Source organism: Agrobacterium sp. NPDC089420 (assembly GCF_044900305.1).
Classification (GTDB): domain Bacteria; phylum Pseudomonadota; class Alphaproteobacteria; order Rhizobiales; family Rhizobiaceae; genus Agrobacterium.
The window spans coordinates 40,746-57,058 of record NZ_JBJDMY010000002.1; the positions used below are offsets into that span (position 1 = coordinate 40,746).

A 16,313-nucleotide genomic window follows, 5' to 3' on the forward strand; every position below is an offset into this window, starting at 1 on the left:
CGATTATGCGGACTTCTTGTCGTCCTTGATTTCTTCATAGTCGGCGTCGACAACGTCGTCCTTGCCGCCTTCCGCGGAAGCATCACCGGCCTCGGCCTGCTGTGCTTCGTAGATGGCCTGACCGAGCTTCATGGACACTTCCATGAGGGTCTGGGTCTTGGCCTGAATGTCGTCGGCATCCGGCTCGGAAGCTTCGACGGCGGTCTTCAGGCTGGCAATGGCGTCTTCGATCGCCTTGCGGTCGGTCTCGGAAACCTTGTCGCCATATTCCTTCACCGACTTCTCGGTGGAGTGAATGAGGCTTTCGGCCTGGTTCTTGGCTTCCACGCCGGCGCGACGCTTCTTGTCGGCCTCGGCATTGGCTTCGGCGTCCTTCACCATCTTCTCGATGTCGGCGTCGGAGAGACCACCGGAGGCCTGGATGCGGATCTGCTGTTCCTTGCCCGTGCCCTTGTCCTTGGCGGAAACCTGCACGATGCCGTTGGCGTCGATATCGAAGGTCACTTCGATCTGCGGTACGCCACGCGGCGACGGCGGCAGGCCGACGAGGTCGAACTGGCCAAGCAGCTTGTTGTCCTGGGCCATTTCGCGCTCACCCTGCGAGACGCGGATGGTCACGGCCGACTGGTTGTCTTCGGCGGTGGAGAAGGTCTGGCTCTTCTTGGTCGGGATCGTCGTGTTGCGATCGATCAGACGGGTGAAGACGCCACCCAGCGTTTCGATGCCGAGCGACAGCGGGGTCACGTCGAGCAGCAGAACGTCCTTGACGTCACCTTGCAGAACGCCGGCCTGGATGGCGGCGCCCATGGCGACCACTTCATCCGGGTTCACGCCCTTGTGCGGCTCCTTGCCGAACAGCTGCTTGACGACTTCCTGAACCTTCGGCATGCGGCTCATGCCACCGACGAGAACGACTTCATCGATCTCGGACGCGGAAACGCCGGCATCCTTGAGCGCTGCCTTGCAAGGCGCGACGGTGCGCTGCACGAGGTCGTCGACCAGGCTTTCGAACTTGGCGCGGGTCAGCTTCAGCGTCAGGTGCTTCGGACCGGAAGCATCCGCCGTGATGAACGGCAGGTTGATTTCAGTCTGCTGCGAGGACGAAAGCTCGATCTTCGCCTTCTCGGCAGCTTCCTTGAGGCGCTGCAGGGCGAGCTTGTCGTTCTTCAGGTCGATGCCCTGGTCCTTCTTGAACTCGCCGGCCAGATATTCGACCAGACGCATGTCGAAGTCTTCACCGCCAAGGAAGGTGTCGCCATTCGTCGACTTCACTTCAAAGACGCCGTCGCCGATTTCCAGAACGGAAATATCGAAGGTGCCGCCGCCAAGGTCGTAAACGGCGATGGTCTTGCCGTCCTTCTTGTCGAGGCCGTAGGCGAGTGCTGCCGCAGTCGGCTCGTTGATGATGCGCAGAACGTCAAGACCGGCGATGCGGCCGGCATCCTTGGTTGCCTGGCGCTGTGCGTCGTTAAAATAGGCCGGAACGGTGATGACGGCCTTCTCGACCTTCTCGCCGAGATAGGATTCAGCCGTTTCCTTCATCTTCTGAAGGATCATCGCGGAAATCTGCGACGGGGAATAATTCTTGTCCTGCGCCTTCACCCAGGCGTCGCCATTGTCGCCCTTGACGATTTCGAACGGCACAAGGGCCTTGTCCTTTTCGACGGTCGGGTCTTCATAACGGCGGCCGATCAGGCGCTTGACCGCAAACAGGGTGTTGGTCGGGTTGGTGACCGCCTGGCGCTTGGCCGGCTGGCCGACAAGGCGTTCGCCGTCGTCGGAAAATGCCACCATGGACGGCGTGGTGCGCGCGCCTTCCGCATTCTCAATAACTTTCGTGTCCTTGCCGTCCATCACTGCGACGCAGGAATTGGTCGTGCCAAGGTCGATACCGATTACTTTTGCCATGCTCTTCTCTCCTTGAAGCGAGCCGTCGGAACCCCGTGAGGCATTCCATTGACAACTCCTTGACTTGGATTTGCAGTATTCGCTGCAGTTATGCGGCGTATATAAGGAGCGATTTTTGCCGCTGCAAGGCGCAAGAGAGGGGGAAGCGCAGCAAAAAACGCATGAAATCCCAGTCTGGGCGCATGCATGGCCACCAGTACTCGCGGAAGCGGAAAAACGCGACTCTGGCGTTTAATAAGATGTTGGTTCGCCCGCCCGCGGAACCCGGGTTTGACGATGACGGAATGAGGGGGTGAAATGGCGGACAGGGTGGGATTCGAACCCACGGTACGCTTTCACGCACACACGCGTTCCAGGCGTGCGCCTTAAACCACTCGGCCACCTGTCCTTTTTCAAATCTGCATGTTTTGAAGAAATGCAAATCACTGGAACGGCGCGATATATACCGATGAATTCGCAGGGATCAACACGAATCTGACAGTTTTTTGAAATGTCGGCAATTTCCTGCCTTCCGATGCGATTGCAAACCGGTTTTACCGCCTTTATCGATGCATTATATGTTTCAGAATGTGGCTGCCTGACCGGCAGGCCTTAAGCGAGGTATCCCGGATGAAAGCTTTTTTGCGGTTTTTGAGCTTTCTTTTCCTCGTCGCTGCGATTTTTCTGGGTGTCCTCGATTCGATCCGCTCGGTTTCCACATCCTCGGTCAGCATTGCCGGTATCCTTTCCGTCTGGAACTATCTTCTTCCCGCCTCGCGTACCATGGTGGAAGCGGCCCTGGCTCACTATATTCATCCTGAAGCGTGGCGCTTCGTCGAAACTGCGCTGGCGGCGCTGCCGGCTTTTGCCTTTTTCCTCATGCTGTCCCTGCTTTGCTGGATGGCCGGCTACAGGAAACACAAGGCGATCAGGCGTCTGTCGGTCTGATCCGTCAGCATGACGACGTTGGCGCCCGCGATGTGAACCATGAAAAGCGGCGGAACTGGCCGCATGGAGGACCGAATGTTCCTGTTCGATACGCTTTCGAAAAAGACGACGATGCCGACCGAGGAGACGGCCCTGCCCGGCCGTGAAGAGGCGCTTTTGGTACCGGAACATCATTTCGTAAACGGCCGACCCTTGAAGGGTCCCTATCCCGAAGGTCTTGAAACCATCTATCTGGGCATGGGCTGCTTCTGGGGTGCGGAGCGGCTGTTCTGGCAAACGCCGGGCGTGTGGGTGACGGCGGTAGGTTATGCCGGCGGCTTTACCCGCAACCCGACCTATCAGGAGACGACGACCGGGCAGACGGGTCATGCCGAGGTGGTGAAGGTCGTCTATGATCCGGCCGTGATCTCTCTGTCGGGGCTGCTCAAGATATTTTTCGAGGAGCACGATCCGACTCAAGGAATGCGGCAGGGCAACGATATCGGCACGACCTATCGTTCCGTCATCTATGCGACGACGGAAGGCCAGCTGCAGCAGGCGCAGAAGGCGAACGACGCTTTTCAGCAGGCTTTGGACGCGGCGGGCCATGGCCGGGCCATCACCACCGAAATCGGACCGCTTGAAACATTTTATTACGCTGAGGACTATCATCAGCAATATCTTGCCAAGAACCCCGGTGGCTACTGCGGCCTGAGGGGGACGGGTGTAAGCTGCAATATCGACTAGATTTTTTGCAGATCGCACCGGTGGAAAGACTAAAAAAACGCCAGATCAAAGTTTTTCCACCGGGTCAAAAAAACCGGATGAATTTTTCATTGAGCCATGCAAGGATATGAGGCAAGCACAGCCGGGAAAACGGCTGGCGGTTCCGCAGACATTCCCGGTCAACGGGTTTGCGGGAGGACCCTTAAAATATCAATTGCAACAAACAGGGCTGCACAATGAAAAAATCCCTTCTGACACTTTTTGCGCTTGCCGCAATGTCGGCTTCCGCGCTTGCTGCGGATATCAAGCCGGCGCTGGTCTATGGCACGGGCGGCAAGTTCGACAAGTCGTTCAACGAAGCCGCTGCGGCCGGCGCTGAAAAGTTCAAGGCGGAAACGGGCATCGAGTTCCGTGATTTCGAGCCGACCAGCGACACGCAGGGCGAACAGGCCATCCGCAATTTCGCAAGCAAGGGCTTCAACCCGGTCGTTGCCGTGTCCTTTGCCTGGACATCGGCCATGGAAAAGGTTGCCGCCGAATTCCCCGACACCAAATTCGTCATCGTCGATTCCGTCGTCGAGCTGCCGAATGTGAGATCCGTCGTCTACAAGGAGCATGAAGGCTCCTACCTCGTCGGCCTTCTGGCGGGCATGGCTTCCAAGACCGGCAAGGTCGGTTTCATCGGCGGCATGGATATTCCGCTGATCCGTAAGTTCGCCTGCGGTTATGCGCAGGGCGCCAAGGCGGCCAACGACAAGATCGAAGTCTTCCAGAACATGACCGGCACCACCGGTGCTGCCTGGAACGATCCGGTGCGCGGTGGCGAGCTCACCAAGAACCAGATCGACCAGGGCGCGGACGTGATTTATGCGGCGGCCGGTGCGACCGGCATCGGCGTGCTGCAGACCGCCGCCGACAACAAGAAGTTCTCGATCGGCGTCGATTCCAACCAGAACCACCTGCATCCCGGTTCCGTTCTGACCTCCATGGTCAAGCGCGTCGATCTGGCCGTCTACAACGCCTATAAGGATGCCAAGGACGACAAGTTCACCCCCGGCATCGTTGCGCTCGGCGTCAAGGAAGACGGCGTGGCTTACGCGCTTGACGACAACAACAAGGCCCTGATCACGCCCGAGATGATTGCCGCCGTGGACAAGGCAAAGGCCGACATCATTGCCGGCACGGTCAAGGTTCATGACTACATGACGGACAATTCCTGCCCGAAATGATATGATATGTGACTGGGGCGCATGGTGATTTTTCATCTTGCGCCCTTTTCATATCCAGCCTTCGGAGAGGTTTCGGCTTGAATATGGACCCTGCAATCGAACTCGTGGGCATCGACAAGAAATTCGGTGCCGTTCACGCCAACAAGAATATCAATCTGACTGTTGCCAAAGGTACGATCCACGGCATCATCGGGGAAAATGGGGCCGGAAAATCGACCCTGATGTCGATCCTCTACGGTTTTTACCAGGCGGATGCCGGCGAAATCCGGGTAAACGGCTCACCCGTCGCGATCCGGGACAGCCAGACGGCCATCGGCGCCGGCATCGGCATGGTGCATCAGCATTTCATGCTGGTGGAAAATTTCACCGTGCTTGAAAACGTCATGCTGGGCGCCGAGGGCGGCGCTTTGCTGGCCAGGGGCCGGGCCGGGGCGCGCAAGGAACTGAAGCGTCTGGAGGATGATTACGGGCTGGAAGTTGATCCCGATGCGGTCATCGAGGAATTGCCGGTCGGCCTGCAGCAGCGCGTCGAAATCCTCAAAGCCATGTATCGCGGTGCCGAAATCCTGATCCTCGACGAGCCGACCGGCGTTCTGACGCCGGCTGAAGCCGATCACCTGTTCAAGATCCTCGGCGTCCTGCGCGAGCAGGGCAAGACCATCATCCTCATCACCCACAAGCTGCGCGAGATCATGGCGATCACGGATTCCGTCTCCGTCATGCGCCGCGGTGAAATGGTCGCGACCCGCAAGACCTCGCAAACCAGCGTCGAGGAACTGGCCGAGCTTATGGTCGGCCGCCGGGTGCTGCTCAGGGTGGAAAAGGGCGAGACGACGCCGGGCGACGTTCTGCTGTCGATCCGTAACCTCACCGTCAAGGACGGTCGCGGCGTCACCATGGTGGATGATGTCTCGCTTGACGTCCGTGCCGGAGAAATTGTCGGCATTGCCGGTGTCGCCGGCAATGGCCAGTCGGAACTGCTGGAGGCTATCGCCGGCATCCGCAAGCCCTATTCGGGTGAGATATGGGTAGACGGCCAGAAGGTGGACCGCCCCGATCCCGCAATCCTGCGCAAGCTCGGCCTGGCACATATTCCCGAAGACCGCCACCATATGGGGCTGGTGCTGAAATTCGAGGAATATGAAAACTCCATCCTCGGTTATCACCACGACGAGCGTTATGGCAAAGGACCTTTCCTGAACCCCGAAGCCATCCGCAGGGATGCGGTCGAAAAGATCGAGAAATACGACATCCGCCCGCCGAACCCACATTTGAAGACCGCGAATTTTTCCGGCGGCAACCAGCAGAAGATCGTTGTCGCCCGCGAAATCGAGCGGGATCCGAAGATGCTGATCATCGGCCAGCCGACCCGCGGCGTGGATATCGGCGCCATCGAATTCATCCATCGCCGCATCATCGAAATGCGCGATGCCGGCAAGGCTATCCTGCTGGTTTCGGTCGAGCTCGATGAAATCCGTTCCCTTTCGGACCGGATCATGGTCATGTTCGCTGGCCGTGTCGTTGGAGAAAAAACGGCGGAAGCCGAAGAACAGACGCTGGGCCTGATGATGGCCGGCATCGCCGCATGAGGCACGAATGAGTACCGCTTCCGTTCCCCTACCAAACTGGATCAGCTATGGCCTGCTGCCATTGCTGAACGTCGTCACCGCCTTTGTGATTTCCGGCCTCGTCGTCTGGTCGATCGGTGAAAGCCCGCTCGCGGCGCTCCGCCTGCTGATCGAGGGTGCGCTCGGCCGTGGCGACGCCATCGGCTTCACGCTGTTTTATACGACGAGCTTCATCTTCACCGGTCTTTCCGTAGCCGTGGCCTTCCATGCCGGGCTGTTCAATATCGGCTCCGAAGGCCAGGCCTATATTGGCGGCCTGGGTGCTGCGCTGGTGGCGCTGGCGCTTGACCGTTACGTGCCCTGGTATGTGACGATGCCCTTCGCCGTCATCGGGGCCGCACTCTTCGGCGCGGCATGGGCTTTCATTCCGGCCTGGCTGCAGGCCAAGCGCGGCAGCCACGTCGTCATCACCACCATCATGTTCAACTTCATCGCCGCGGCGCTGATGGTTTATCTGCTGGTGAACGTGCTGATCGTGCCGGGCAAGATGGCGCCGGAAACGCGCACCTTCCTTCCGGGCGGGCAATTGCCCAAGCTCGACTGGCTGATGGCGTTGTTCGGCCTGAAGCTCGGGCCGGCGCCGTTCAACGTGTCCTTCCTCATTGCGCTGGTCATGTGTTTTCTCGTCTGGGTGCTGATCTGGCGCACCAAGCTCGGTTATGAGATGCGCACCCTCGGCATCAGCCCGTCGGCCGCCATCTATGCCGGTATTCCCTATGCGCGCACCGTCATCATCGCCATGCTCATCTCCGGCGGTCTGGCCGGCATGATGGCGTTGAACCCGGTCATGGGCGCCTCCGCCCGCCTGCAGGTGGAATTTGTCGGTGGGGCGGGTTTTGTCGGCATCGCGGTGTCGCTGATGGGACGAAGCCATCCGCTCGGCATCATCTTCTCGGCATTGCTGTTCGGCATTCTCTATCAGGGCGGCGCTGATCTTTCCTTCGAGATGCCCAACATTACCCGCGAGATGATCGTGGTCATCCAGGGTCTGGTGATCCTGTTCGCCGGCGCGCTGGAGTATATGTACCGGCCGGCGGTCGTCCGCATCTACCAGCGTTTGGCAAAGGGGTGAGCTGATATGGATTTCTTCGATATGCTGGTCAGCATCCTGGGCTCGACCGTCCGTCTCACCATCCCGCTGCTCTTCACCGCACTTGCCGGGCTGTTTTCCGAACGCGCCGGCGTGTTCGATATCGGGCTTGAAGGCAAGATGCTGGCGGCGGCCTTCGCATCCGCCTGTGTCGCCTATATCACCGCCAATCCCTGGGCAGGTCTGCTTGCCGGCATCGCCGTCTCCATTCTCTTCTCGCTGACCCATGGTTTCGCCGTCATCACCAATCGCGGCAACCAGATCGTATCGGGTGTGGCGCTCAACTTCATCGCCGCCGGCCTCACGGTGGTTCTGGGGCAGGCCTGGTTCGGGCAGGGCGGACGCACACCGCAATTGCCCGGGGAAGGACGTTTTGCGCCGATCATCCTGCCAGGCGCGGATGCGATGCGCGAGGTGCCCTTCATCGGCCCGCTTTATGCCAATGTCATTTCCGGCAACAATATCCTCACCTATCTCGCCTTTCTGGCGGTGCCGCTGTCCTGGTGGGTGCTTTACCGCAGCCGTTTCGGCCTGCGCCTGCGCGCCGTCGGTGAAAATCCGGGTGCAGTGGATACGGCGGGCATTTCGGTGACGTGGATGCGCTACCGCGCCGTCATCGTTGCCGGCTTTCTCTGTGGTTTCTCCGGTGCCTATCTCGCTGTCGCGCAGTCGGCCGCCTTCATTGCCAACATGTCGGCCGGCAAGGGTTATATTGCGCTTGCCGCACTGATCTTTGCAAAATGGAAGCCGGTGCCGGTCATGTTCGCCTGTCTGCTGTTCGGTTTTCTGGATGCCTTCGCCAATTTCATGCAGGGTAAATCCGTGCCCGGCATCGGCGAGGTGCCGGTGCAGATCTTCCAGGCCATGCCCTATATTCTGACCTGCATCCTGCTTGCCGGTTTTATCGGCGTTGCCAAGCCCCCCAAGGCCGGTGGCGTTGCCTATGCGAAGGAGCGTTGAACCCATGTCCTCCGACCCCAAATCGCCCGATCCGGCATCCCATGCCCTGTTCGAGGCGGCGGTGGAGGCCATGGCCTTCGCTTATGCGCCCTATTCGAAATTTCCGGTCGGTGCGGCGATCCGCGCCGAAGACGGCAAAATCTACAGGGGCGCCAATATCGAGAATATCTCCTTCCCACAGGGCTGGTGTGCGGAGCCTTCCGCCATCAGCGCCATGATCATGGGTGGGGCGAAGAAAATCAGTGAAGTCGCCGTCATCGCCGAAAAGCTGCCGCTATGCTCGCCCTGTGGTGGTTGCCGCCAGAAGATTGCCGAATTCGCCACGCCGCAGACGAGGATTTATCTGTGCGACGAAACCGGGGTCCAGAAGGTCATGACCATGGAAGAGCTTTTGCCCTCTGTCTTCAAGACCGAGCTGCCCTGATGACGGATGGCTTGATCGATATTCTCGTGGAACGCCTGAACGGCCTGATGCCGCGTGTCGCCATCGTTCTCGGCTCCGGCCTCGGTTCACTGGTGGAGGAAGTCAGCGATCCGATCCGCATTCCCTATGCCGAGCTTCCCGGTTTTCCGGCAAGCGGCGTTTCCGGCCATGCGGGCGAGCTGGTCGCGGGTTATCTGGGCGGCGAGCCTGTCATGATGCTGTCCGGCCGGGTACATTTTTACGAGAAAGGCGATCCCGCCGCGATGCGCGCGGTCATCGAGGCGCTCGCCGGTCTCGGCGTGCAATCGCTGATCCTTACCAATTCCGCAGGGTCGGTCAGGCAGGATATGCCGCCCGGCTCCGTCATGCAGATCACCGATCATATCAATTATTCCGGAATGAACCCGCTGATCGGCGAGGAAAGCGACCGGCGCTTCGTCGGCATGACCACGGCTTATGATCCGGACCTGATGCTGGCCATGCGCAATGCCGCGATCCGCGCGACGGTGCCCCTGTTCGGCGGCGTCTATATGTGGTTTTCCGGTCCGAGCTTCGAAACGCCGGCGGAAATCCGCATGGCGCGGGTGCTGGGTGCGGATGCCGTCGGCATGTCCACCGTGCCGGAAGTCATCCTTGCGCGCTTTTTCGGGATGCGCGTTGCCGCCGCATCGGTTATTACCAACTACGGTGCCGGCATGACCGGCGCGGAACTGAGCCATGAGGAAACCAAGGACATGGCTCCCGTGGGCGGCAAGAGGCTTGCCGCCATTCTGAAGGAAATGATCTCAGGAGGAGCGTGACCATGGAACTCCAGCGTCCGCGCGAAGCGGCTGCCCTCACTCTGTCCTTGCTGGACCTGACCAATCTCGAGGAAGACTGCACGCCGGAGCAGATCGCGGCTTTGTGCCAGCGGGCGCATACGGATTATGGCAACACCGCCGCAATCTGTATCTGGCCGCGCTTCGTCGCGCAGGCGCGCGCAGCTTTCGGAAAAGAACATGTGATCCGCATCGCCACGGTCGTCAATTTTCCGTCGGGCGATCTTGATGTCGCAACCGTGGTTGCGGAAACCGAAGCGGCGATCCGCAACGGCGCCGATGAAGTCGATCTGGTCATTCCCTATCGCAAATTCATCGCCGGCGATGAAGCGGCCGTTTCAGACATGGTGGCCGCCGTGCGCAAGGCCTGTGTCGCCCCCGCGCTGCTCAAGGTCATTCTCGAAACCGGCGAGTTGAAGGACAAGGCGCTGATCCGCCGCGCCTCCGAAATCGCCATTGCCGAAGGGGCGGATTTCATCAAGACCTCGACCGGCAAGGTCGCCATCAATGCCACGCTGGAGGCGGCCGACATCATGCTGCAAGCCATCCGGGACAGCCGACAGAAAGTCGGTTTCAAACCCGCCGGCGGTATCGGCACGGTGGAGGACGCCACGCTTTACCTGCGGCTGGCGGAAACCATCATGGCGCCCAACTGGGCCATGCCGTCCACCTTCCGTTTCGGTGCCTCGGGCATCCTCGATGATGTACTGAACGTGCTGGCCGGCGGCGAGCCGGCCAAGACCGCCAGCGGATATTGAGCTTGATCCCGCAGGAGATCATCCGCCGCAAACGCGATGGCCTGTCGCTGGCGCCGCAGGAGATTGCCGCTTTCGTCGAGGCATTGTCGAAAGACGGCATATCGGAAGGGCAGGCGGCTGCTTTTGCCATGGCCGTGTTTTTTCGCGGCATGAATCGCGACGAGACGGTGGCTTTGACGCTTGCGATGCGCGACAGCGGCGATGTCCTGTCCTGGCGTGATATTGGCAGGCCGGTGGCAGACAAGCATTCCACCGGAGGCGTGGGCGACAACGTCTCGCTGATGCTCGCGCCGATCGTTGCGGCCTGCGGTCTGGCCGTGCCGATGATTTCCGGCAGGGGCCTCGGCCACACCGGCGGTACGCTCGACAAGCTTGAAGCCATCCCCGGCTACGATGTGATGCCGGATGAAACCCTCTTTCGCCAGACGGTTCAGTCTGTCGGCTGCGCCATCATCGGCCAGACGGGTGACCTCGCCCCTGCCGACAAACGCCTCTATGCCATTCGCGACGTGACCGCGACGGTCGATTCCATCCCGCTGATCACGGCTTCCATCCTCTCGAAGAAGCTCGCGGCCGGACTTGAGACGCTCGTTCTCGACGTGAAGGTCGGCAACGGGGCTTTCATGCAAAGCGTTGACGATGCCCGCACTCTGGCGCGTGCGCTGGTGGATGTGGCAAATGGCGCGGGCCTGCCCACGACGGCGCTGATCACCGACATGAATCAGCCGCTTGGCGATGCCGCGGGCAATGCGGTCGAAATCGTCAATTGTCTGGAGTTTCTGGCCGGTCGCAAGGCCGGCACCCGTCTGGAAACGGTGGTTCTGTCCTTTGCCGCGGAAATGCTGGTGCAGGCGCGAAAGGCTGCCACGCTGGAACAGGGTGAGACGCTGGCGTCGGATGCGCTCTCCTCCGGCCGAGCGATGGACATATTTGCGCGGATGGTTTCGGCACTGGGCGGGCCGTCGGACTTCGTTGAAAACCCATCTCGCTATCTGCCGTCCGCGCCGGTCCTTCTGCCGGTCCCGGCCCCACAAAGCGGCTGGCTTGCATCCTGCGACACCCGTGATCTTGGCATGGTCGTCGTCGAACTCGGCGGCGGCAGAAGAAAGCCGTCGGACAGGGTCGATCCCGCAGTCGGTATTTCCAACATTCTGCCGCTCGGTGTAAAGGTGGACAAGGGTGAACCTGTCGCTGTCGTCCATGCGGCTTCGAAGGAAGCGGCGGAACGCGCTATCGAAAGAATAGCGGCCTGCTACGGGATCGCTGACAGCGTACCGGAGAGCGGCGCACCCATTCTCGAACGGATCACCTGACCAGCCGCATCTCGCCGCCCGAGACCTTGAACGACGATAATTGTTTGAGAAAGCTCATGCCGACCAGCATGTTGCTCAGCGCGTTGTCCTTCAGCACCATGGCGTCGACATTTTGAACGCGGATCGCGCCGATCTCCACCCGGTCCAGTTTCACATGCGCCGCCATGGTCTGGCCATTGGCCGTCGAGATCGCATATTTGAAATCGAGGCTGTTGACGCCGTAACCCAGCCGGCGGGCAATCGTCTCGTTGATGGCGACCATCGAAGCGCCGGTATCGACAAGCCCGTCGAAGGATTTGCCATTGATGCGGAAAGTGGCGTTGAAGTGGCCGCGCGCATCCGCCTTCAGGCTGACGCTGCCAAGCGAAACCGGTTGGGCCTTGGCAATTTCGGCCGTGGCATCGGGTCCTGCCGTGCCGGCTTCCGGGCGCGGCTGAAATTTTTCCATCAGCGCCGGAATTTGCGTGGCGCTGACCGAAAGACCGACAAGCAGAAAAATCGCGCGCGCCAGCAAGCCGTTGCTCCTCAAAGAGATGGGTTTTCGTTTAACAGCATAGGCGCAAAACATGCTGAAATCTTAAAAGAAAAAGCCATTCGCCGCTTATCGGGCGGCGAATGGCGCAAACGGTTAAGCGAAGGTGAACGGCCTTATTTGGTGCCGTACATACGGTCGCCGGCATCACCGAGGCCTGGAACGATATAGCCTTTTTCGTTCAGGTGGCTGTCGATCGCAGCCGTGTAGATCGGCACATCGGGATGGGCTTCACGGAAATTCCTGATGCCCTCGGGTGCCGCCAGCAGACACAGGAAGCGGATGTTCTTCGCACCGCGCTCCTTGAGCTTTTCCACGGCGGCGATGGAGGAATTGCCGGTCGCCAGCATCGGATCGACAACGATGATCAGGCGCGCATCGAGGCTTTCGGGAGCCTTGAAGTAATATTCGACGGCTTCCAGCGTATCGTGATCGCGATAGACACCGATATGGGAAACACGCGCCGAAGGCACGAGTTCGAGCATGCCTTCCAGGAGGCCGTTGCCGGCCCGCAGGATGGAGGCGAAAACCAGCTTCTTGCCTTCCAGAACCGGAGCCTGAATGGTCTCGAGCGGCGTGTCGATGGTTTCCATCGTCATTTCAAGGTCGCGCGTCACCTCATAGCAGAGCAACGTCGAGATTTCCCTGAGCAGACGGCGAAAGCCGGCCGTGGACGTTTCCTTCTTGCGCATGATGGTAAGTTTGTGCCGCACCAGCGGATGTTCGATGACTGTGACGCCGTCCATGAAACTGGCCTTTCTTTATCTTATGCCCCTGTAATTCACCGAAAGCGCGCTTTTCGCAAGCCTTCTTCGCGGTTTTACCCTGCCAACAACACCCTCAGGCGTGACCCAGTCGCGCGAGCAACCGCTCGCGCGTGGCTTCATCGACAAAGGCGCATTCCAGCGCGGTGCGGGTCATGCGGTTGATCTCGGCATCACTGAAGCCGAACGCGTCGCCGGCCAGCGCATATTCCCGGGCAAGCGAGGTGAAAAAGAACGGCGGATCGTCGGAACTGATGCAGACGCGCACTCCGGCATCGCTCAGCGCTTTTAGCGGATGGCTGGCGAAATCCGGATAGACATTGAGCGCGATATTCGAACCGGGGCAGACTTCGAGAACCGTTCCCGTCTCCACCAGCCGGGCGATGAGACCGGCATCTTCAATGGCGCGCACGCCATGACCGATACGCGAGGGTTTGACGAGATCGAGCGCGTCGGCAACGCTTTCCGGTCCGCAGACCTCACCGGCATGGATGGTCAGTCCGAGACCGGCATCGCGGGCAATATCGAAGGCGCGGGCGTAATCGGCAACCCGGCCCATGCGCTCTTCGCCCGCCATGTTGAAACCGGTCACCAGCGGATGGCGGGCACGCGCCGCATATTCCGCCGCCGCTATCACGCGTTCCGGGCCGAAATGCCTCTCGCCGGTGACGATGATACGGGTTTCGATGCCGGTCTTTTCTTTGGCTATGCGGATGCCTTCGGCGATTCCGGCAAGATAGGCGTCCGCGCCGAGCCCGATGCGGTCGCCATGGTCGGGCGAGATGATCAATTCGCTATAGATCGTGTTGGCTTCAGCAAGTTCGGTCAGATAGGTCTCGGTCAGAACGGCATAGTCCTCATCCGTCTTGAACACCTGGGCCACCGCATCGTAGCACTGGATGAATTCGGCAAAATCCGACCAGACATATTGGCCGTCCCGCAGGAAACCGCTGGTGTCGATGCCGTATTTCTCCGCCTGTTTCGCGACGAGGGCAGGCGGGGCCGCACCTTCGATGTGGCAGTGAATTTCCGCTTTCAGCAAATGCGATGTCAAATGAAGCTCCTGCCGTGTGAACCGGCCTCTATGCCAAGATGGTGGGCAATGCTTTCGCCGATATCGGCGTAGCTTGAACGAATGCCGACATCGCGCGAGCGGATGCCCGGCCCGAATGCCATGATCGGCACCCTTTCGCGCGTATGGTCCGTGCCGCGCCAGGTGGGATCGCAGCCATGATCGGCGGTGAGAATGGCGATGTCTCCCGGCTTCATCCGGCGATGGATCTCCGGAATACGCGCATCGAAAGCCTCGAGCGCCGCCGCATAACCGGCAACGTCACGGCGATGGCCATAAAGCATGTCGAAATCGACGAAATTGGTGAAGACCAGATCGCCGTTCTCGGCCTCGTCGATGGCTTGCAGCGTCGCATCCATCAGGGCCGCGTTGCCGTTTGCCTTGATGACGCGGGAGACGCCCTGATGCGCATAGATATCGCCGATCTTGCCGATCGCATGTACCTTGCGGCCCGCTTCCACCAGCCGGTCGAGCAGTGTCGGTTCGGGTGGCGGGACGGAGAAATCGCGGCGGTTGCCGGTCCGTTCGAAGGTCGCGACCGTCTCGCCGATGAAGGGACGGGCGATGACACGGCCGATATTCAGCGGATCGAGCAGCTTGCGCACCGTCTCGCACAACGAAATGAGGCGCTGCAACCCGAAATGTGTTTCATGCGCGGCGATCTGGAATACGGAATCGGAGGAGGTGTAGCAGATCGGCTTGCCGCTCCTGATATGTTCCTCGCCAAATTGCGCGATGATCTCCGTGCCGGACGCATGGCAATTGCCGAGTATGCCGGGAATATCTGCACCTTTGCAGATCGCCTCCACCAGTTCCGCAGAAAAGGCGTCGCCCTCCGTCGGGAAATATCCCCAGTCGAAGGTCACCGGCGTGCCGGCTATTTCCCAGTGGCCGGATGGCGTGTCCTTGCCCTTTGAAACTTCACTGGCGGAGCCATGCAGACCGAAAATGCGTTCCGGCGGCTCCATGCCGGCCGGAATGTCGCCGCTTGCCTGACGTGCAATCTCCAGCAGGCCGAGGGAACACATGTTCGGCAGCTTCAGCGGGCCGGATCGAAGCCCTGCTTTATCGGCTGCACCCGCGGCGCAGAATTCGGCGATGTGGCCGAGCGTGTTTGCGCCAAGATCGCCATAATGCTCTGCGTCAGGCGCACCGCCGACACCGAAGGAATCCAGAACCAGAAGAAGTGCTCTTGCCATAACTCACCGAAACGAAAATGCGCCGACGGGCAATGTCAGGCCGGATTGTCGTTATAGATCAGCAAAACGTGAAGAAGGAAGTGCTTTTGTGAACCATCCGGTAAAACCGGCCGCTCAATCCGGCTCCCGTTTCGATTTCGGTGCGTTGAGATTGCGCAGGACATACCAGCCGGCAGCCACCACCATGGCCGCCAGAATATACCAGGTAACGGCATAGGAAAGATGGTTGTTGGGAAAGGTCAGCATGGTCTTGCCGCCCACGGGCAGACCGCCGGGATTGGGCGTCGCATCGGCGTCGACATAAAAGGGCGCGACTTCTGAAAGCCCGGATGCCTGGGTGATCTGAGGGATGTTGCGGGAATACCAGCGCCCATTTGCCGGATCGTTGGTACGGAGGAAAAGCCCGCCGGTTTCCGGCGCACGCATCAGCCCGACAATTTCGACATTTCCAGCCGGCTCCCCTTGCCGGCGGGAGGACGGATCGCGCCTGTCGGAAGGAACAAAGCCGCGATTGACGATGATGCTCGAGCCGTCGTCGCGCCTGAGAGGTGTCATCACCCAGTAACCCGGGCCGAGATCGCTGACCGTATAGACCTGGACTTCCTTGTCGTTGAGGAAGGTGCCGGAGAGCTTCACGCGGCGATATTCATAATCTGCGGAATCGGTGAGTCCCGGCCATTCGCCGGCGGCGGGCGCCTCGACAGGGTCCGCATGGGCGCGCGCCTCGATGCGTTCGATCAGGTCCAGCTTCCAGGACAGGCGTTTGACCTGCCATGTCCCGAGCGCCAGCAGCAGGCCGGTCAGCACGATGGTCAGAAACAGGACGACAATGGCCGCAGGGCGGATGCGCCGGTTGTGAGATGGTATTTCGCTCATGTCAGGATCCTTGCGAAGCGATTCCGGCGGGGACATCAGCGCCCCTGGCGGGCGACGTTGCACCCGCATGCGCTTCCTCCAGCAAATGACCCCATGAATCGCACCACGAT

Annotated in this window: 16 protein-coding genes and 1 tRNA gene; 10 read left to right on the forward strand and 7 right to left on the reverse strand. The window is 60.1% G+C overall.

Translation table 11 applies throughout. The features are described from left to right. Positions 1-3 precede the first annotated feature (3 nt). Both dnaK and ACI2KA_RS02740 read right to left on the reverse strand, forming a co-directional pair. On the reverse strand, positions 4-1,908 hold the full coding sequence (dnaK, locus tag ACI2KA_RS02735) for a molecular chaperone DnaK (protein WP_404498999.1): 1,905 nt from the start codon (positions 1,906-1,908) through the stop codon (positions 4-6). A gap of 298 nt (positions 1,909-2,206) precedes the next feature. Continuing rightward, positions 2,207-2,296: transfer RNA gene (locus ACI2KA_RS02740), tRNA-Ser, on the reverse strand. A 221-nt stretch (positions 2,297-2,517) separates the two neighbouring features. Here ACI2KA_RS02740 and ACI2KA_RS02745 point away from each other — a divergent pair. The 10 genes from ACI2KA_RS02745 to deoA all read left to right on the forward strand — a co-directional run bounded on the left by ACI2KA_RS02745 (position 2,518) and on the right by deoA (position 11,760). Next, positions 2,518-2,835: a hypothetical protein gene (locus tag ACI2KA_RS02745; protein ID WP_404499000.1), complete on the forward strand. Its 318-nt coding sequence runs from the start codon at positions 2,518-2,520 to the stop codon at positions 2,833-2,835. A gap of 75 nt (positions 2,836-2,910) precedes the next feature. Next, positions 2,911-3,561 (forward strand): peptide-methionine (S)-S-oxide reductase MsrA, encoded by a 651-nt coding sequence (gene msrA / locus ACI2KA_RS02750; protein ID WP_404499711.1) that lies wholly within the window; start codon positions 2,911-2,913, stop codon positions 3,559-3,561. A 215-nt stretch (positions 3,562-3,776) separates the two neighbouring features. Next, positions 3,777-4,769, forward strand: coding sequence for a BMP family protein (locus tag ACI2KA_RS02755; protein WP_404499002.1), 993 nt, complete (start codon positions 3,777-3,779; stop codon positions 4,767-4,769). An 83-nt stretch (positions 4,770-4,852) separates the two neighbouring features. Continuing rightward, positions 4,853-6,358 (forward strand): ABC transporter ATP-binding protein, encoded by a 1,506-nt coding sequence (locus ACI2KA_RS02760; RefSeq protein ID WP_404499713.1) that lies wholly within the window; start codon positions 4,853-4,855, stop codon positions 6,356-6,358. A gap of 7 nt (positions 6,359-6,365) precedes the next feature. Next, a complete protein-coding gene (locus ACI2KA_RS02765; protein WP_404499004.1) occupies positions 6,366-7,469 on the forward strand; it encodes an ABC transporter permease in 1,104 nt (367 codons plus the stop codon). A 6-nt stretch (positions 7,470-7,475) separates the two neighbouring features. Next, a complete protein-coding gene (locus ACI2KA_RS02770) occupies positions 7,476-8,447 on the forward strand; it encodes an ABC transporter permease (protein WP_404499006.1) in 972 nt (323 codons plus the stop codon). 4 nt (positions 8,448-8,451) lie between these two features. Further along, complete coding sequence (locus tag ACI2KA_RS02775) at positions 8,452-8,871, forward strand: cytidine deaminase (RefSeq protein ID WP_404499008.1); 420 nt, start codon at positions 8,452-8,454, stop codon at positions 8,869-8,871. Then, on the forward strand, positions 8,871-9,671 hold the full coding sequence (locus ACI2KA_RS02780) for a purine-nucleoside phosphorylase (protein ID WP_404499010.1): 801 nt from the start codon (positions 8,871-8,873) through the stop codon (positions 9,669-9,671). The genes ACI2KA_RS02775 and ACI2KA_RS02780 overlap by 1 nt, the downstream gene beginning before the upstream one ends. Before the next feature lie 2 nt (positions 9,672-9,673). Further along, positions 9,674-10,447 (forward strand): deoxyribose-phosphate aldolase, encoded by a 774-nt coding sequence (gene deoC, locus ACI2KA_RS02785; RefSeq protein ID WP_404499012.1) that lies wholly within the window; start codon positions 9,674-9,676, stop codon positions 10,445-10,447. Next, the gene (deoA, locus tag ACI2KA_RS02790) at positions 10,444-11,760 is read left to right on the forward strand and encodes a thymidine phosphorylase (RefSeq protein WP_404499014.1); all 1,317 of its coding nucleotides are present in this window, start codon (positions 10,444-10,446) and stop codon (positions 11,758-11,760) included. The genes deoC and deoA overlap by 4 nt, the downstream gene beginning before the upstream one ends. Here deoA and ACI2KA_RS02795 read toward each other — a convergent pair. From ACI2KA_RS02795 to ACI2KA_RS02815, 5 genes are all read right to left on the reverse strand, one after another. Next, a complete protein-coding gene (locus ACI2KA_RS02795; protein WP_404499016.1) occupies positions 11,753-12,274 on the reverse strand; it encodes a TIGR02281 family clan AA aspartic protease in 522 nt (173 codons plus the stop codon). The genes deoA and ACI2KA_RS02795 overlap by 8 nt on opposite strands. Before the next feature lie 134 nt (positions 12,275-12,408). After that, positions 12,409-13,038 (reverse strand): uracil phosphoribosyltransferase, encoded by a 630-nt coding sequence (gene upp, locus ACI2KA_RS02800; protein WP_279654594.1) that lies wholly within the window; start codon positions 13,036-13,038, stop codon positions 12,409-12,411. Between the two features lie 94 nt (positions 13,039-13,132). Further along, entirely contained in the window at positions 13,133-14,110 is a 978-nt protein-coding gene (locus ACI2KA_RS02805; RefSeq protein WP_404499018.1) for an adenosine deaminase, read from the reverse strand. After that, positions 14,107-15,327 (reverse strand): phosphopentomutase, encoded by a 1,221-nt coding sequence (locus ACI2KA_RS02810; protein ID WP_404499020.1) that lies wholly within the window; start codon positions 15,325-15,327, stop codon positions 14,107-14,109. The genes ACI2KA_RS02805 and ACI2KA_RS02810 overlap by 4 nt, the downstream gene beginning before the upstream one ends. A 114-nt stretch (positions 15,328-15,441) precedes the next feature. Beyond that, a complete protein-coding gene (locus ACI2KA_RS02815) occupies positions 15,442-16,203 on the reverse strand; it encodes an SURF1 family protein (protein WP_404499022.1) in 762 nt (253 codons plus the stop codon). Between the last annotated feature and the right edge of the window lie 110 nt (positions 16,204-16,313).

What these genes read in the sequence shown, in the direction of transcription:
- ACI2KA_RS02760 (WP_404499713.1), top strand. Translation starts at nt 4,853, where the DNA reads ATGGACCCTGCAATCGAACTCGTGGGCATCGACAAGAAATTCGGTGCC.
- deoC (WP_404499012.1), top strand. Translation starts at nt 9,674, where the DNA reads ATGGAACTCCAGCGTCCGCGCGAAGCGGCTGCCCTCACTCTGTCCTTG.
- ACI2KA_RS02815 (WP_404499022.1), bottom strand. Translation starts at nt 16,203, where the DNA reads ATGAGCGAAATACCATCTCACAACCGGCGCATCCGCCCTGCGGCCATT.
- upp (WP_279654594.1), bottom strand. Translation starts at nt 13,038, where the DNA reads ATGGACGGCGTCACAGTCATCGAACATCCGCTGGTGCGGCACAAACTT.
- dnaK (WP_404498999.1), bottom strand. Translation starts at nt 1,908, where the DNA reads ATGGCAAAAGTAATCGGTATCGACCTTGGCACGACCAATTCCTGCGTC.
- msrA (WP_404499711.1), top strand. Translation starts at nt 2,911, where the DNA reads ATGTTCCTGTTCGATACGCTTTCGAAAAAGACGACGATGCCGACCGAG.
- ACI2KA_RS02755 (WP_404499002.1), top strand. Translation starts at nt 3,777, where the DNA reads ATGAAAAAATCCCTTCTGACACTTTTTGCGCTTGCCGCAATGTCGGCT.
- ACI2KA_RS02775 (WP_404499008.1), top strand. Translation starts at nt 8,452, where the DNA reads ATGTCCTCCGACCCCAAATCGCCCGATCCGGCATCCCATGCCCTGTTC.
- ACI2KA_RS02810 (WP_404499020.1), bottom strand. Translation starts at nt 15,327, where the DNA reads ATGGCAAGAGCACTTCTTCTGGTTCTGGATTCCTTCGGTGTCGGCGGT.
- ACI2KA_RS02780 (WP_404499010.1), top strand. Translation starts at nt 8,871, where the DNA reads ATGACGGATGGCTTGATCGATATTCTCGTGGAACGCCTGAACGGCCTG.
- ACI2KA_RS02745 (WP_404499000.1), top strand. Translation starts at nt 2,518, where the DNA reads ATGAAAGCTTTTTTGCGGTTTTTGAGCTTTCTTTTCCTCGTCGCTGCG.
- ACI2KA_RS02770 (WP_404499006.1), top strand. Translation starts at nt 7,476, where the DNA reads ATGGATTTCTTCGATATGCTGGTCAGCATCCTGGGCTCGACCGTCCGT.
- ACI2KA_RS02765 (WP_404499004.1), top strand. Translation starts at nt 6,366, where the DNA reads ATGAGTACCGCTTCCGTTCCCCTACCAAACTGGATCAGCTATGGCCTG.